General features: G+C 46.1%; 10 protein-coding genes and 10 tRNA genes. All 20 read right to left on the reverse strand.

Going from position 1 to position 13006, the window contains the following annotated elements; all coding sequences use genetic code 11:
- Nucleotides 1-98 precede the first annotated feature (98 nt).
- Nucleotides 99-617: an S-ribosylhomocysteine lyase gene (gene luxS, locus ACHFJ9_RS20075; protein ID WP_005396698.1), complete on the reverse strand. Its 519-nt coding sequence runs from the start codon at nt 615-617 to the stop codon at nt 99-101.
- Nucleotides 618-701: 84 nt separating this feature from the next.
- A complete protein-coding gene (locus ACHFJ9_RS20080; protein ID WP_012841415.1) occupies nt 702-1268 on the reverse strand; it encodes a hypothetical protein in 567 nt (188 codons plus the stop codon).
- Nucleotides 1269-1331: 63 nt separating this feature from the next.
- On the reverse strand, nt 1332-2900 hold the full coding sequence (gshA, locus tag ACHFJ9_RS20085) for a glutamate--cysteine ligase (RefSeq protein WP_104970943.1): 1569 nt from the start codon (nt 2898-2900) through the stop codon (nt 1332-1334).
- A gap of 156 nt (nt 2901-3056) precedes the next feature.
- Nucleotides 3057-5900 (reverse strand): M16 family metallopeptidase, encoded by a 2844-nt coding sequence (locus ACHFJ9_RS20090; RefSeq protein WP_395356103.1) that lies wholly within the window; start codon nt 5898-5900, stop codon nt 3057-3059.
- A 9-nt stretch (nt 5901-5909) separates the two neighbouring features.
- Nucleotides 5910-6371, reverse strand: coding sequence for a YqaA family protein (locus tag ACHFJ9_RS20095; RefSeq protein WP_005396704.1), 462 nt, complete (start codon nt 6369-6371; stop codon nt 5910-5912).
- Nucleotides 6365-7315: an NADP-dependent oxidoreductase gene (locus ACHFJ9_RS20100; RefSeq protein WP_243328163.1), complete on the reverse strand. Its 951-nt coding sequence runs from the start codon at nt 7313-7315 to the stop codon at nt 6365-6367. Before ACHFJ9_RS20100 ends, ACHFJ9_RS20095 begins: the two co-directional genes overlap by 7 nt.
- Before the next feature lie 123 nt (nt 7316-7438).
- On the reverse strand, nt 7439-8569 hold the full coding sequence (locus ACHFJ9_RS20105; RefSeq protein ID WP_005396706.1) for a sodium ion-translocating decarboxylase subunit beta: 1131 nt from the start codon (nt 8567-8569) through the stop codon (nt 7439-7441).
- A gap of 9 nt (nt 8570-8578) precedes the next feature.
- Complete coding sequence (gene oadA / locus ACHFJ9_RS20110; RefSeq protein WP_109169452.1) at nt 8579-10363, reverse strand: sodium-extruding oxaloacetate decarboxylase subunit alpha; 1785 nt, start codon at nt 10361-10363, stop codon at nt 8579-8581.
- 31 nt (nt 10364-10394) lie between these two features.
- Complete coding sequence (locus tag ACHFJ9_RS20115; protein ID WP_005379932.1) at nt 10395-10652, reverse strand: oxaloacetate decarboxylase subunit gamma; 258 nt, start codon at nt 10650-10652, stop codon at nt 10395-10397.
- Nucleotides 10653-11207: 555 nt separating this feature from the next.
- Nucleotides 11208-11284 (reverse strand) — tRNA-Arg (locus ACHFJ9_RS20120).
- Nucleotides 11285-11336: 52 nt separating this feature from the next.
- Nucleotides 11337-11413 (reverse strand) — tRNA-Arg (locus ACHFJ9_RS20125).
- Between the two features lie 53 nt (nt 11414-11466).
- Nucleotides 11467-11543: transfer RNA gene (locus tag ACHFJ9_RS20130), tRNA-Arg, on the reverse strand.
- Between the two features lie 52 nt (nt 11544-11595).
- Nucleotides 11596-11672, reverse strand: a tRNA-Arg gene (locus tag ACHFJ9_RS20135).
- A gap of 52 nt (nt 11673-11724) precedes the next feature.
- Nucleotides 11725-11801, reverse strand: a tRNA-Arg gene (locus tag ACHFJ9_RS20140).
- Nucleotides 11802-11853: 52 nt separating this feature from the next.
- Nucleotides 11854-11930, reverse strand: a tRNA-Arg gene (locus tag ACHFJ9_RS20145).
- A gap of 55 nt (nt 11931-11985) precedes the next feature.
- A tRNA-Arg gene (locus tag ACHFJ9_RS20150) sits at nt 11986-12062 on the reverse strand.
- 85 nt (nt 12063-12147) lie between these two features.
- Nucleotides 12148-12239: transfer RNA gene (locus ACHFJ9_RS20155), tRNA-Ser, on the reverse strand.
- Between the two features lie 29 nt (nt 12240-12268).
- A tRNA-Arg gene (locus ACHFJ9_RS20160) sits at nt 12269-12345 on the reverse strand.
- 32 nt (nt 12346-12377) lie between these two features.
- Nucleotides 12378-12469: transfer RNA gene (locus ACHFJ9_RS20165), tRNA-Ser, on the reverse strand.
- Between the two features lie 334 nt (nt 12470-12803).
- Nucleotides 12804-13001 carry a carbon storage regulator CsrA gene (gene csrA, locus ACHFJ9_RS20170; RefSeq protein WP_004415691.1) on the reverse strand — a complete coding sequence of 66 codons (198 nt, stop codon included), beginning with the start codon at nt 12999-13001 and terminating at the stop codon, nt 12804-12806.
- Between the last annotated feature and the right edge of the window lie 5 nt (nt 13002-13006).

Genomic DNA, 13006 nt, shown 5'->3' on the forward strand with positions numbered 1-13006 from the left:
TCTACAACTCACGATAAGAAATAAAAAGAAAAGAGCCTGATCATGTCAGGCTCTTTTTAGTTTTGGATAAATATGCTTCTTGATAAGTTTTTTAGCAACTAGTCGATGCGCAGCTCTTTTAGCATCGATTCAGGCAAAGCAAGTTCATCATTTTTGTTCACCGATACACCAGCATCCAAAATGCTCTTGGCGATCTGTTGTGCTTCTTCTAAAGAGTGCATCGCTGCCGTGCCACATTGGTATTCGTTGAGTTCAGGGATCTTGTTCTGGCTTTCTACCTTTAGTACGTCTTCCATGGCCGCAATCCAAGCATCCGCTACTTGCTGCTCTGATGGAGTGCCAATCAGACTCATGTAAAAGCCCGTGCGGCAACCCATAGGCGAAATATCGATGATCTCAACAGAATCGCTGTTAAGATGATTGCGCATAAAGCCTGCATAAAGGTGCTCTAGCGTATGAATACCTTTTTCAGAAAGGATGTCTTTGTTTGGCGCGGTAAAGCGTAAATCGAAGACAGTAATCGTGTCCCCTTTTGGGGTCTGCATGGTCTTCGCCACTCGCACTGCTGGTGCATTCATGCGAGTGTGGTCCACGGTAAAACTATCGAGTAAAGGCATTACATCTCTCCTGATTGTAACTCCAATACCTCTCGGTACTGGATAAATGTCATTCATCCCTTCAGCACATAAACAGGCTGTGGGTTAAAAGAACCAGCTGCTGTTGTCTTCTAATTCCTGACGACATTGCTTCAGCTGCCAGCCATAAGTTTTTGCAGTTTGTTCAACACGTCGAGCGACTTTGAGCAAACTGGGCTTTCGCTTATAAGTACCTCGCTTGTACCCACCTCGACCTTCATGATAAGCCAGATATTGACTGTATGGGTCCCATAACGAAATCCCTAGTTGGCGCCTCGTTTCGTGAGTATACCAACCGACAAACATCATTGAATCATCAAAGTTGGTACGAGAACCGCCCTGACCCGTCGCATCTTGGAAATCTTCCCAAGCAGGATCTTGAGCTTGAGCGTAACCATACGCACTGCTGACTCGTCCCCAAGGGATAAATCCCAATAAATAGTCTTTGGGTGGTTTCGCATCGTGCCGAAAGCTGCTTTCTTGTTTAATAATAGCCATAGCGACATGAATGGGAGTTCCCCACTTTTCTTCCATATCTTTGGCATCATCATACCAGCCGGATTTCTCTCTAAATATCTCACATAAATTATTCTGCTGCTTTGGCGGTGCCGTGGCACAACCTGCAAGTAACATGCTTCCGAGTACCGATACTACTAACGGTTTAATGTTCAATCCCACCCAACCTTTACCTATTCACTACTGCTTCAGATAAGCAAAGTAATCTTCCAAAAAATCATCAAAAGATAGCGTGTCACTTTGTTCCGCTTGCTTTTGCTTTTCTACTGACGACGCCACTTCCGTTTCCATCGTATCTTGCGAGTAGTACTGATAACCGTGAGCTAGATTTTCCTCGCGGTACTTCATGCCAAGCGCACAGCCGACTTTACCTAACCCACCAAGCTCTTTCGTCAGCTCTAATAGTTGACCTGAAATCGTTAGTTCTGGGTTATCAATCCATGTCTCGAGTTTATTACACACATCTTGGTATGCACTGCCACCAGCAGCCATATCCATTTGCTGTGCTATCTGACGCAGCTCGACAAACACGCGATGCGCCCAATCTTGCAGAGATAGACGTTCACCTTGGCAACCAATTTGCAGCATTAGCCCTTTTTCACGACCAGAAACAATGACTTTGTTCCAGTTGTCGCGCCAACACTCTAATTCACAGTTGTCCATTGGATCCGAGTCTGACAAGGCCGCCCAAGTCAGGAAGAGATCAAGGAATCGTACTTGCTCTTCATCCAACCCCACTGCGCTGAATGGGTTAACGTCTAGAGAGCGAACTTCAATGTACTCAACCCCACCGCGTCGTAACGCATCTGAAGGCTTCTCACCACTTTTCGACACGCGTTTCGGACGAATTGGAGCGTATAGCTCGTTCTCAATTTGTAAAATATTGGAATTAAGCTGGCGGTATTCACCGTCCACTTTGACGCCTATTTTCGCAAACTCTTCTGATGGGTGACGAATCGCATCGCTCAAACCATCCAGATACTGATCAATGCTGTTAAAGCCAATTTTCAGCACACTTTGCGCACTATTGGTGTAGCCCAGATCGCTCAAACGCAAAGACGTCGATTTCGGCAAATACAAAGTGCCGCCAATTTTTTCGAATGGCAGATCGGTTTCACGACCTTGAATAAAAGAGCCGCATAACGCTGGCGATGCACCGAAGAAATACGGAATCATCCAACCAAAACGGTAATAGTTACGGATCAGCGCAAAGTAGGCATCAGACTTAGCATCTTGGCGGGCTTGTTCATCTTGCTCGCCGTATAGCGCATCCCAAAATATCTCAGGGAACGAGAAGTTAAAATGCACACCTGAGATGATTTGCATCAGGCTGCCATAACGGCGTTTTAGGCCTTCTCGGTACAGGGTTTTCATTTTTGCTGCATTCGAAGAGCCGTACTGAGCAAGCTGAATATCCTCTTCCGAGCCAACATAACATGGCATAGAAAGAGGCCACATCTTTTCTTCACCCATTTTTGTCTGCGTGAAGTGATGGATATCTTTCAGTTGTGCCATCAGTTCTGGAATTTCATGTGACACAGGAGTAATGAACTCTAACAATGATTCAGAAAAATCAGTCGTGATCCATTGGTTTGTGAACGCTGAGCCTAACCCCTCTGGATGAGGTGTTGTTGCTAGATGTCCATCCTGACGATAGCGCAAAGTTTCTCGCTCAACACCGCGTCCAAACTGCTTAAATACTTCGGGGTTTGATGCAACTTTTTTTAGTCGCGCAGCAAAATCAGTCAAAATGAGGTTCGCTTATATTGGGAGCAGGACACTTGTCACAAAGGACAAGCGTAAGCTAAGTTATTGATATTTAATGCATCTAGATAAATAACCCATGAAAAGTCGCTTATCTAGATGAATAGCGGAGAAACGTTTCTCCGCTATTAAATGTGTACTCTATCGAATGATTTCAAGCTCTTCTACGTCTTTCCCCAACTTTTCTAATTGAGGACGCAGTGATTTAGCATCACCAACGACGATAATTTGATAGTCATTTGGATCAAACCACTTTTGAGCCAGTGCATTCAACGTCTGCTTATCGACTTTTTCTACGATAGCGTTTCTTTGCTGCAAGTAATCTTGATCGAGGTTGTACTTAAGAATATCACTGATAAGTTCCGCTTTTTGTGTTGGCGTTTCATATTTCAGTGCATCTTTTTGACCGACCGCTTGACGCATAAATTTCATCTCTTCATCAGTAATTCCTGACTGCGAGTATTCATTTAGCTCATTTTCCATCTCAATGATAGAAGCAACCGTTGCATCCGCTCGTACTTGCGCGGTGAAAACAACCGAGCCAGTTTCTGGATTTCCAGAGAAGTAGCCGTAAGCGCCGTATGTGTAACCCTTGTCTTCACGTAGGTTTTGGTTAATGCGGCTATTGAAGTTTCCAGCTAAGTTGAAGTTTGCTAGTTGGCTCAGGTAAAAATCGCCCGTTGCATCGTAAGGCATACCCTGACGAACCATCATGACCACACTTTGTGGTGCACCTGTTTTATCAACAAGATGGATCTTTTGCTCACCTAATGCAGCGATGCTTTGCGGTGCATACAATGGTGCAGCTTCATCCTGCCAGTTTTTCCAGAACGTCAGTTGCTGTTCAATTTCCTGTTGATCAATGTCACCAACAACGACGATTTGTGCACTTTGTGGCGTGTAATGCTTCGAGTAGAATTCACGGACATCATCCAACGTTAGTGCACTGACACCTGCTTGCGTGCCGTCTTTTGGTCGAGCAAAGACAGAGTCCCCATAGAGCACCTGGCGAGTCGCTTGTGATGCCATCCAACTTGGGTTTTGATGCTCATACACAAGGCCTTCTAGCGCTTGCATCTTCACTCGCTCAAAGTCTGCTTGCTTGAATGCAGGAGACAGCAACATCTCTTCGACAATTTTCAACGTCGGCTCTAAGTTCTTTTCTAAAGCAGAAACGCTGATGTTTGTTGTGTAGCCCGTTGCATTCACGGAGATGACACTACCTAGTTTATCGAGCTCAGCTTGAATCTCTTCGACACTACGTTTCGTTGTGCCTTCTTGCAACATTGCTGCGGTCAACTGGGCAAGACCTTCTTTGCCCTTTTCAACAAAACGTGTTCCCGCAGGTAAACTAAACTGCATCATGACCGTTGGTGTTTCATCGCTAACCGCACCAAGCAATTCCGAGCCATTATTGAAATGAAGCTCGTACAACTCAGGCATCGTCGCTTTCACTGGCTCCCCTACAGGCGGTTGCACAGAGCGATCGAAGTTATCGGTCGCACGACGATACGCCAATTGATCATCAGTGATCTTCTCGTATTCTGGTAGCGTGCGCTTTGGCGTCACAAAGGTCGCTGGTTTTACGACAAGGTCAGTTTTTCCTTTTGGTACCACGCTTAGGGTCACTTTGTTCTTACCTTGGATAAAATCCGTATACGCTTTTTCTACCGATGCAGGCGTCACTGCGCGGATCTGCTCAAGCTGTTGCTCAAGACGATCAGGATCGCCGAAGAATGTCTCGTTGGATGCCAACTGCGTTACTTTACCTTTAACGCTTTCTAGCGCAAAAATAGCATCCGCTTCCGCTTTACCCTTCAACTGCTCAAGGCGATCTTCTGTCACGCCTTTTTCAGCAAACTGATTGAGTGACTGTAAAAGCTCGTCGTACAGTTTTGATAGGTCGCCTTTGTCCCCAGAGTCACCCATTGCATAAACGTAAAAGTTACACGCCAGTTCTGCACAGTCATGGAATGAGCCCGCATCGACGGCTTTTTGAGTCTTGACTAAGTCTTGGTAGAGCACGCTGTTTGTACCGCCACCTAGCACTTCAGATAGCGTATCGAGAGACGCTTGGCTTTCTTCGCCGTTGTAAGTTGTTGGCCACGCGATCATCACCATCGGTTGTTGAATGCGATCTTCTAGAGTGATGTATTTGTCTTCTTGCAGTTTTGCAGGTTGTTTCGGCGCATTTTCAACCTCTGGCCCACGAGGAATCGAACCGAAGTACTTATTTACCCACTCAAGAGTTTGTTCAACGTCTAAGTCCCCACCGATAGTGATAGTCGCATTGTTTGGGCCATACCAACGTAAGAAAAACGCTTTGAGATCGTTCACATCAACACGATCAAGATCTTCAACATAACCAATAGTTTGCCACGAATACGGATGACCTTCAGGATATAGCGCTTCAGACATACGCTCCCAAATTAAGCCATAAGGACGATTATCGTAACGCTGAGCTCGCTCATTTTTTACAGTTGAACGCTGAATTTCAAATTTGCGTTGAGAAACCGCATCCAGCAAAAAGCCCATACGGTCAGACTCTAACCACAGCATTTTCTCTAGCTGGTTAGCCGGGACAGTTTCAAAGTAGTTAGTACGATCACGGTTTGTCGTACCATTTAACGTACCGCCAGCCTCTGTGATGATTCTGAAGTGCTCTTGGTCACCAACGTTCTCTGAACCTTGGAACATCATGTGCTCAAAGAAATGCGCAAAACCAGACTTACCCACCTCTTCACGAGCCGAACCAACATGGTAAGTCACATCCACATGGACCAATGGGTCGGAATCTTCAGGAGCTAAGATCACCGTTAAGCCATTATCGAGTTTATACTTTTGGTATGGAATCTTAACTTTGCCTTCTTCCGCTTTCGATGACTCAACGAAAGTTACCCCTTCCGGCAGTGATGAAACTGGCGTATTTGATGCACAGCCCGTGATCACCAAAAGTGAACACGCGCTAACCCAAAACATCTTCATGTACTTTCCTTAAAATAATCCGAGATAGATGGCCGCAAGTAAGCTATACCTAGCAGCCTTTCCTAAAAATATTAAAATCACGCAAGGCAGAAACTTCATTCTCAGCCACCCTGCGGCTAAACACAGCGGGTCTCCAATCACGGGTAACCAGCTAAAAAATAATCCCCAATAGCCATACTTTGACAGCCACTTTAATGCGGTATGACCGTGCTTTTCTTCTTGCGCTTTGTTGGGAATCCACAAGCCAAGCCAATAATTTGTTAAGCCACCAAGCGTATTGCCGATAGTGGCGACCATAATAATTGACGAAACGGAATATTGATTTAATGAGAGAGTGGCAACTAAGCCCGCCTCAGAGCCACCAGGTAACAAAGTGGCACTGAGAAAACCGGTCATGAAAAGCACCCATAATGCTGAATCTGAAAACCAAAGCGCTAAACTTTCAAAGCTCGTATTAAATGCTTCTAGCATGTCATATCAAGCAACACCTTGCCTCTGGTTCTTCCTGATTCAACTTGCTGGTGAGCAGCAATCACATCACTCATCGGATAAACCTGTTGAATTTCAGTCTTCAGTAAACCAACGCCAACCATGTACAACAAGGTATCTAATTGCGCTGGATCTGGCTCAACCAACATGCCGTTAGCCTCAAAGCCTAGGAGTTTGGCTTTTTCACAAATCAGCTCAGCCGTGATGGTTGGAACGGTTATGACTCTCGCACCGTCTTTCAGGCATTTAAGCGCATCTAACGCGGCATCTCCACCTACTAAATCAATCAAAACATCAACGTCTTCAACACGTTCTGACACTGGTGCAAATTGATAGTTCACTGCATGAGCGCCAAGGGTAGCCAGGTAGTCTAAATTTCGTTCACTGCAGGTTGTAAAGACTTCCGCTTTCGTCGCGATCGCGATTTGTACCGCTAGGTGTCCAACGCCACCGGCTCCAGCGAGGATAAGTACGCGATCGTTTTCTGTCACATTGGCTTTGCTGAGTGCTTGTGCCGCAGTTTGGCCAGCCAACGGTAATGCTGCTGCTGCCTCTAAAGTAACTGAACTGGGAACATGACTTAACTCAGCTTCTGGAACACATACGTACTGACTGTACCCACCGCCTCGGACTGGGAAACCGATAAATCCAGCCACCTCATCACCATCATTAAAACGCGACGCCCCCTCTCCACTGGACACGACTTTTCCTGAGATGTCGTAACCTGGTACCCAAGGTAAATTATCCTTGTTCTGCGCAGCTGCCCAACCGAGTCCGGCTCGAGTTTTAACATCAATAGGATTTACGCCTGAAAAAGCGACTTTTACTAAGACTTCACCAGGCTGTGGTGATGGTGTAGAAGCATGTTGAATCGCGAGTACGTTGGCATCACCAAATTCAGTGATAACGATCTGTTTGTGTTCCATAAACCATTCCCTGCAAGAAAACAAAAAGGGATGCGAAAGCATCCCTTTGACTATAAACCATTTTGTTAACCGAAGTTAATCGTGATTTTGTAAATTGGTTGATCATTCCATTTTCGGTAATGACTAGCCGACAAGTGCTAGCAAGATACCAGCGGCCACTGCTGAGCCCAATACACCTGCAACGTTTGGTCCCATCGCATGCATCAACAAGAAGTTTTGCGGGTTAGCTTGTAAGCCGACCTTGTTCACCACACGCGCGGCCATTGGTACCGCAGAAACGCCAGCCGCACCGATAAGTGGGTTGATGTCTTCTTTTGAGAACTTGTTCAGCAACTTAGCCATTAGCACACCAGCACCCGTACCAATACTAAACGCAACCGCACCAAGACCTAGAATGCCTAATGTTTCTAAGTTTAGGAATTGATCCGCTTGCAGCTTCGAGCCAACCCCTAAGCCCAAGAAGATCGTCACGATGTTGATCAGCTCATTTTGTGCGGTTTTCGATAGACGATCGACCACACCCGCTTCACGCATTAAGTTACCAAGACAGAACATACCGACAAGAGGCGTTGCTGAAGGTAGGAAAAGAATCGTCATGAGTAATACTGCCATCGGGAACAATACCTTTTCCCATTTACCCACGTGACGCAGTTGCGCCATTTGAATCTCACGTTCTTCCTTAGTGGTTAGCGCCTTCATGATTGGCGGCTGAATGATTGGCACTAAAGCCATGTAGCTATACGCGGCTACAGCAATCGCACCAAGCAAATCTGGTGATAACTTACTTGCTAAGAAAATCGCCGTTGGGCCATCCGCACCACCGATGATAGCGATAGACGATGCATCCGCCATGGAGAACTCCATGCCAGGTACATAGTTGAGCAAAATAGCGCCAAACAGTGTCGCAAAAATACCAAACTGAGCTGCCGCACCTAGCCACAACGTTTTTGGGTTTGCGATCAAAGCACCAAAGTCGGTCATCGCACCCACACCCATGAAGATCAACAACGGGAACACACCCGATTCAATCCCAATGTAGTAAACGTAGTAGAGCAAGCCGCCAGGCTCAGTAAAGCCAGCATTTGGAATATTCGCCAAGATAGCACCAAAACCAATCGGCAATAACAGTAAAGGTTCAAAGCCTTTTTTGATTGCCAAAAACAGCAAGGTACAACCAACCAGCATCATACAGATTTGGCCGAACTCGAAGTTAGCGATCCCTGTTTCTGCCCAAAGGGTTAACAATCCGTCCATGATACTCCCTTACGCCAGGCTCAACAGAGGCGCACCTACTGTGACAGCATCGCCTTCTTTAACGTTCAACTCTTGAACCACACCACCACGCGCCGCACGCACTTCTGTTTCCATCTTCATTGCTTCAAGAATCAGTAGTACATCGCCTTCAGCCACTTCAGCGCCAGGCTGAACATTCACTTTAAAGATGTTACCGGCAAGAGGAGCAGGCACCGCTTCAGCAGAAGCGCTAGAAGGTGCGCTAGGTGCCGTCGATTTTGCAGGCGCCGCAGAAGGAGCGACAGAGGTTAGCTCGCCTTGAGGACCAACTTCCACCTCATACACCTGTCCGTCAACACGTACGCTATAAGTTTCTACGCCGCCAGTTGCTGGTTGCGCCGCAGGTACGGCAGGCTTCGCGGCTTCTAGCGTTGGTGCAGGTTCAAATGCTTCTGGGTTGTCACGATTCTTAAGGAACTTGAGACCAACTTGAGGGAAAAGCGCATAAGTAAGTACATCATCAACACGCTCACTTGCTAGCTTAATACCTTCTGATTTCGCTTTCTCCATCAGATCAACAGTAAGCGTCTCCATTTCAGGCTCAAGCAAATCGGCAGGACGACAAGTAATAGGCTCTTTGCCATCAAGTACTTTAGCTTGCAGCTCTGCATTTAACTCGGCTGGCGCTTGACCGTATTCGCCTTTCAATAGACCAGCGGTTTCCTTAGTTATGCTCTTATAGCGCTCGCCAGTAAGCACGTTAATCACGGCTTGCGTTCCGACGATCTGCGAAGTTGGAGTCACCAATGGAATGAAACCAAGATCTTCGCGAACACGAGGGATCTCTTCTAAGACTTCATCAATGCGATCCGCCGCGCCCTGTTCTTTCAACTGGCCTTCCATGTTAGTCAGCATGCCGCCAGGCACTTGAGCAATCAGGATGCGAGAGTCTACACCTTTCAACTGACCTTCCCACTTCGCGTACTTCTTACGTACTTCACGGAAATACGCGGCGATAGGTTCTAGTTGCTCGAGCTTCAAATTCGTATCTCGCTCGGTTCCTTCTAGCATCGCGACTACCGTTTCCGTCGGTGTGTGACCATAGGTACAACTCATTGAAGAAATCGCTGTATCGAGAATATCAATACCAGCTTCAACTGCTTTTACCGCTGTCGCAGTAGACAAGCCTGTCGTCGCGTGACAATGAAGTGCTAATGGCACATCACAAGACGCTTTGATACGCGTGATAAGCTCTTCCGCTTCATAAGGCTTGAGTAAGCCAGACATATCTTTAATACACAGTGAATGACAACCTAAATCCTCTAGGCGTTTTGCCAAGTCAACCCAAGTGTCTGCGTTATGCACAGGGCTTGTTGTGTAAGACAGCGTACCTTGAGCATGTGCGCCAACATCGACCGTTGCTTTAACAGCCTTCTGGAAGTTTCGCACGTCATTCATTGCATCAAAGATACGGAATACGTCCATACCGTTAGCATGTGCGCGTTCAACGAACTTCTCTACTACGTCGTCGGCATAATGGCGGTATCCTAAAAGGTTTTGACCACGCAGTAGCATTTGCATTGGCGTATTAGGCATCGCTTTTTTCAACTCACGTAAACGCTCCCAAGGATCTTCCCCTAAGAATCGAATACAAGAATCAAACGTTGCGCCACCCCAAGTCTCTAGAGACCAGTAACCAACCTTATCCAACTCAGCTGCGATAGGCAGCATATCCTCAATACGCATACGCGTAGCAAATAGTGATTGATGGGCATCACGAAGGACCACATCTGTAATAGCTAGTGGTTTAGACATGCTCTTAAACTCCTTTTTAATCCTGGTTCGGCTACTTCGCGAATGAGGCGCGATGTTTATGAATCGCAGCCGAGATCGCCGCCACTACTTGTGGACTAACAGCTGAAGAGGTTGATTGAATATTAGTATTTGTTTTTGGTGCTGCGATCGGCTCTGGTACTTCTTCTGGTACCAATTTCGACATTAGCCGAACGAGATAAACAAGAATAGTGAGGAAAATAAATACGACCGCCATCCCCGTTAGCATCAGGGTGGCCGCATCTACTAGCAGGCTTCCTATATTAGTCATGTTGCTTCCTTTCTTTGTCATCCTGACAACGTGCAGGACTTTAATAGCGTCAAATCCCGACCAATGGATTATCTCGATTGGTTAAATTTTGTCAATTTTGTTTAAGGAAGGTTTGTAATAATCCTGATAAATGATTATTTATTCACTACCCAGATCACAGTTCATGACAAAATAATTACTGCGAATCTGCTATCTCCTTACGAACAGAGTAAAGGAGGACATAAATAAAAACTGCGATTTGGATTTCAAAACCAAATCGAGATTTACACATAAAAGCCAATAAAAACAAAAGGATGTCATTTAATAACAATTAATAAACAAATAAAAAACAAAGAAGTTACATTTAAACAATTGAAGTGAAAGAAACGGAAATCAATATACAGGAGAGATAGTAAGGATGGATTCACAAACTACAGCAGAAACTTTATTCCAAATTGCTTAGATAAGCACATATTCGCTTTTGGAAAAGAAGGGCATCGCCTCTAACGACTCAGGTTATAGTTCTAGATGTCCAGATACAAAAAAGCCTCGCAATTGCGAGGCTTTTTCAGTAAATGGCGCGTCCTGGAGGATTCGAACCTCCGACCGCCTGGTTCGTAGCCAGGTACTCTATCCAGCTGAGCTAAGGACGCGCAGTTTTCGATATCAACTTTCATCAATATCAGGGCAATACCCTTTAATAAGTGGCGCGTCCTGGAGGATTCGAACCTCCGACCGCCTGGTTCGTAGCCAGGTACTCTATCCAGCTGAGCTAAGGACGCGCAAGTTTTCGATATCGACTGTCATCAATATCAGGGCAATACCCTTTAATAAGTGGCGCGTCCTGGAGGATTCGAACCTCCGACCGCCTGGTTCGTAGCCAGGTACTCTATCCAGCTGAGCTAAGGACGCGCAGTTTTCGATATCGACTTTCATCAATATCAGGGCAATACCCTTCAATAAGTGGCGCGTCCTGGAGGATTCGAACCTCCGACCGCCTGGTTCGTAGCCAGGTACTCTATCCAGCTGAGCTAAGGACGCGCAGTTTTTGATATCGACTTTCATCAATATCAGGGCAATACCCTTCAATAAGTGGCGCGTCCTGGAGGATTCGAACCTCCGACCGCCTGGTTCGTAGCCAGGTACTCTATCCAGCTGAGCTAAGGACGCGCAGTTTTCGATATCGACTTTCATCAATATCAGGGCAATACCCTTCAATAAGTGGCGCGTCCTGGAGGATTCGAACCTCCGACCGCCTGGTTCGTAGCCAGGTACTCTATCCAGCTGAGCTAAGGACGCGCAATAATCTTATTTTACTTTGTATAACCCGTTTATCAAACGAATTATTAAATAGTGGCGCGTCCTGGAGGATTCGAACCTCCGACCGCCTGGTTCGTAGCCAGGTACTCTATCCAGCTGAGCTAAGGACGCGCAGATCTTCTTGCTAGGAAGTTGTGAAGCAAATCACATTCATTTCTTACGAAACAAAAAAAAGGCCATCGGGCCAGTCAATGAATGGCGGTGAAGGAGGGATTCGAACCCTCGATACGGGATAAACCGTATACTCCCTTAGCAGGGGAGCGCCTTCAGCCTCTCGGCCACCTCACCGTTTTCATTGTTATATCTCAAAAGAGATATGGCGCGTCCTGGAGGATTCGAACCTCCGACCGCCTGGTTCGTAGCCAGGTACTCTATCCAGCTGAGCTAAGGACGCACTTTTTTGTTGATTTCTCAACGTTGCAAGAATGGCGGTGAGGGAGGGATTCGAACCCTCGATACGGGATAAACCGTATACTCCCTTAGCAGGGGAGCGCCTTCAGCCTCTCGGCCACCTCACCGTCTTGCGGAGGCACATATTACGTTTTACCGAAAATATGTCAAACACTTTCTTTGAAAAAATCCACGAAACTGACTTAACCGTTGCTGATTTAATCAAAGTGACTATTAAACGAACTTTACCACTCTATTATGATGAAAAAAAGAGAGTCTTCTCTGAAAAAAAGACATTTATTTTCAAACAACTTCCTGGTGTTCGATTTAACAATATTGACGGATTCACAGCCACAGTCAACACAATGGTTTCCGCAAATCTTCAAAAACATTAAAGACTAAAAAGGCCAACCCTTCGGTTAGCCTTTTTCATTCAAACTAAGCTCTGTAAACAGGAGCGACTTAGTAGTTACCTGAAGCAACGTTGCCATTGCCTTTTTCAGCTTGAATGCGCATGTAGATTTCTTCACGGTGAACTGAAACCTCTTTCGGAGCGTTAACGCCGATACGTACTTGGTTACCTTTCACACCTAGTACAGTTACAGTCACTTCATCACCAATCATCAGTGTTTCGCCTACGCGGCGAGTCAAAATTAGCATTCTTT

This window comes from Vibrio sp. D3 (genome assembly GCF_043995865.1).
GTDB lineage: Bacteria > Pseudomonadota > Gammaproteobacteria > Enterobacterales > Vibrionaceae > Vibrio > Vibrio diabolicus.

Excerpts from the sequence above, each read along its gene's own strand:
- luxS (WP_005396698.1), bottom strand. The coding sequence starts at position 617 with ATGCCTTTACTCGATAGTTTTACCGTGGACCACACTCGCATGAATGCA.
- ACHFJ9_RS20095 (WP_005396704.1), bottom strand. The coding sequence starts at position 6,371 with ATGCTAGAAGCATTTAATACGAGCTTTGAAAGTTTAGCGCTTTGGTTT.
- ACHFJ9_RS20100 (WP_243328163.1), bottom strand. The coding sequence starts at position 7,315 with ATGGAACACAAACAGATCGTTATCACTGAATTTGGTGATGCCAACGTA.
- ACHFJ9_RS20090 (WP_395356103.1), bottom strand. The coding sequence starts at position 5,900 with ATGAAGATGTTTTGGGTTAGCGCGTGTTCACTTTTGGTGATCACGGGC.
- csrA (WP_004415691.1), bottom strand. The coding sequence starts at position 13,001 with ATGCTAATTTTGACTCGCCGCGTAGGCGAAACACTGATGATTGGTGAT.
- ACHFJ9_RS20105 (WP_005396706.1), bottom strand. The coding sequence starts at position 8,569 with ATGGACGGATTGTTAACCCTTTGGGCAGAAACAGGGATCGCTAACTTC.
- ACHFJ9_RS20115 (WP_005379932.1), bottom strand. The coding sequence starts at position 10,652 with ATGACTAATATAGGAAGCCTGCTAGTAGATGCGGCCACCCTGATGCTA.
- ACHFJ9_RS20080 (WP_012841415.1), bottom strand. The coding sequence starts at position 1,268 with ATGTTACTTGCAGGTTGTGCCACGGCACCGCCAAAGCAGCAGAATAAT.
- oadA (WP_109169452.1), bottom strand. The coding sequence starts at position 10,363 with ATGTCTAAACCACTAGCTATTACAGATGTGGTCCTTCGTGATGCCCAT.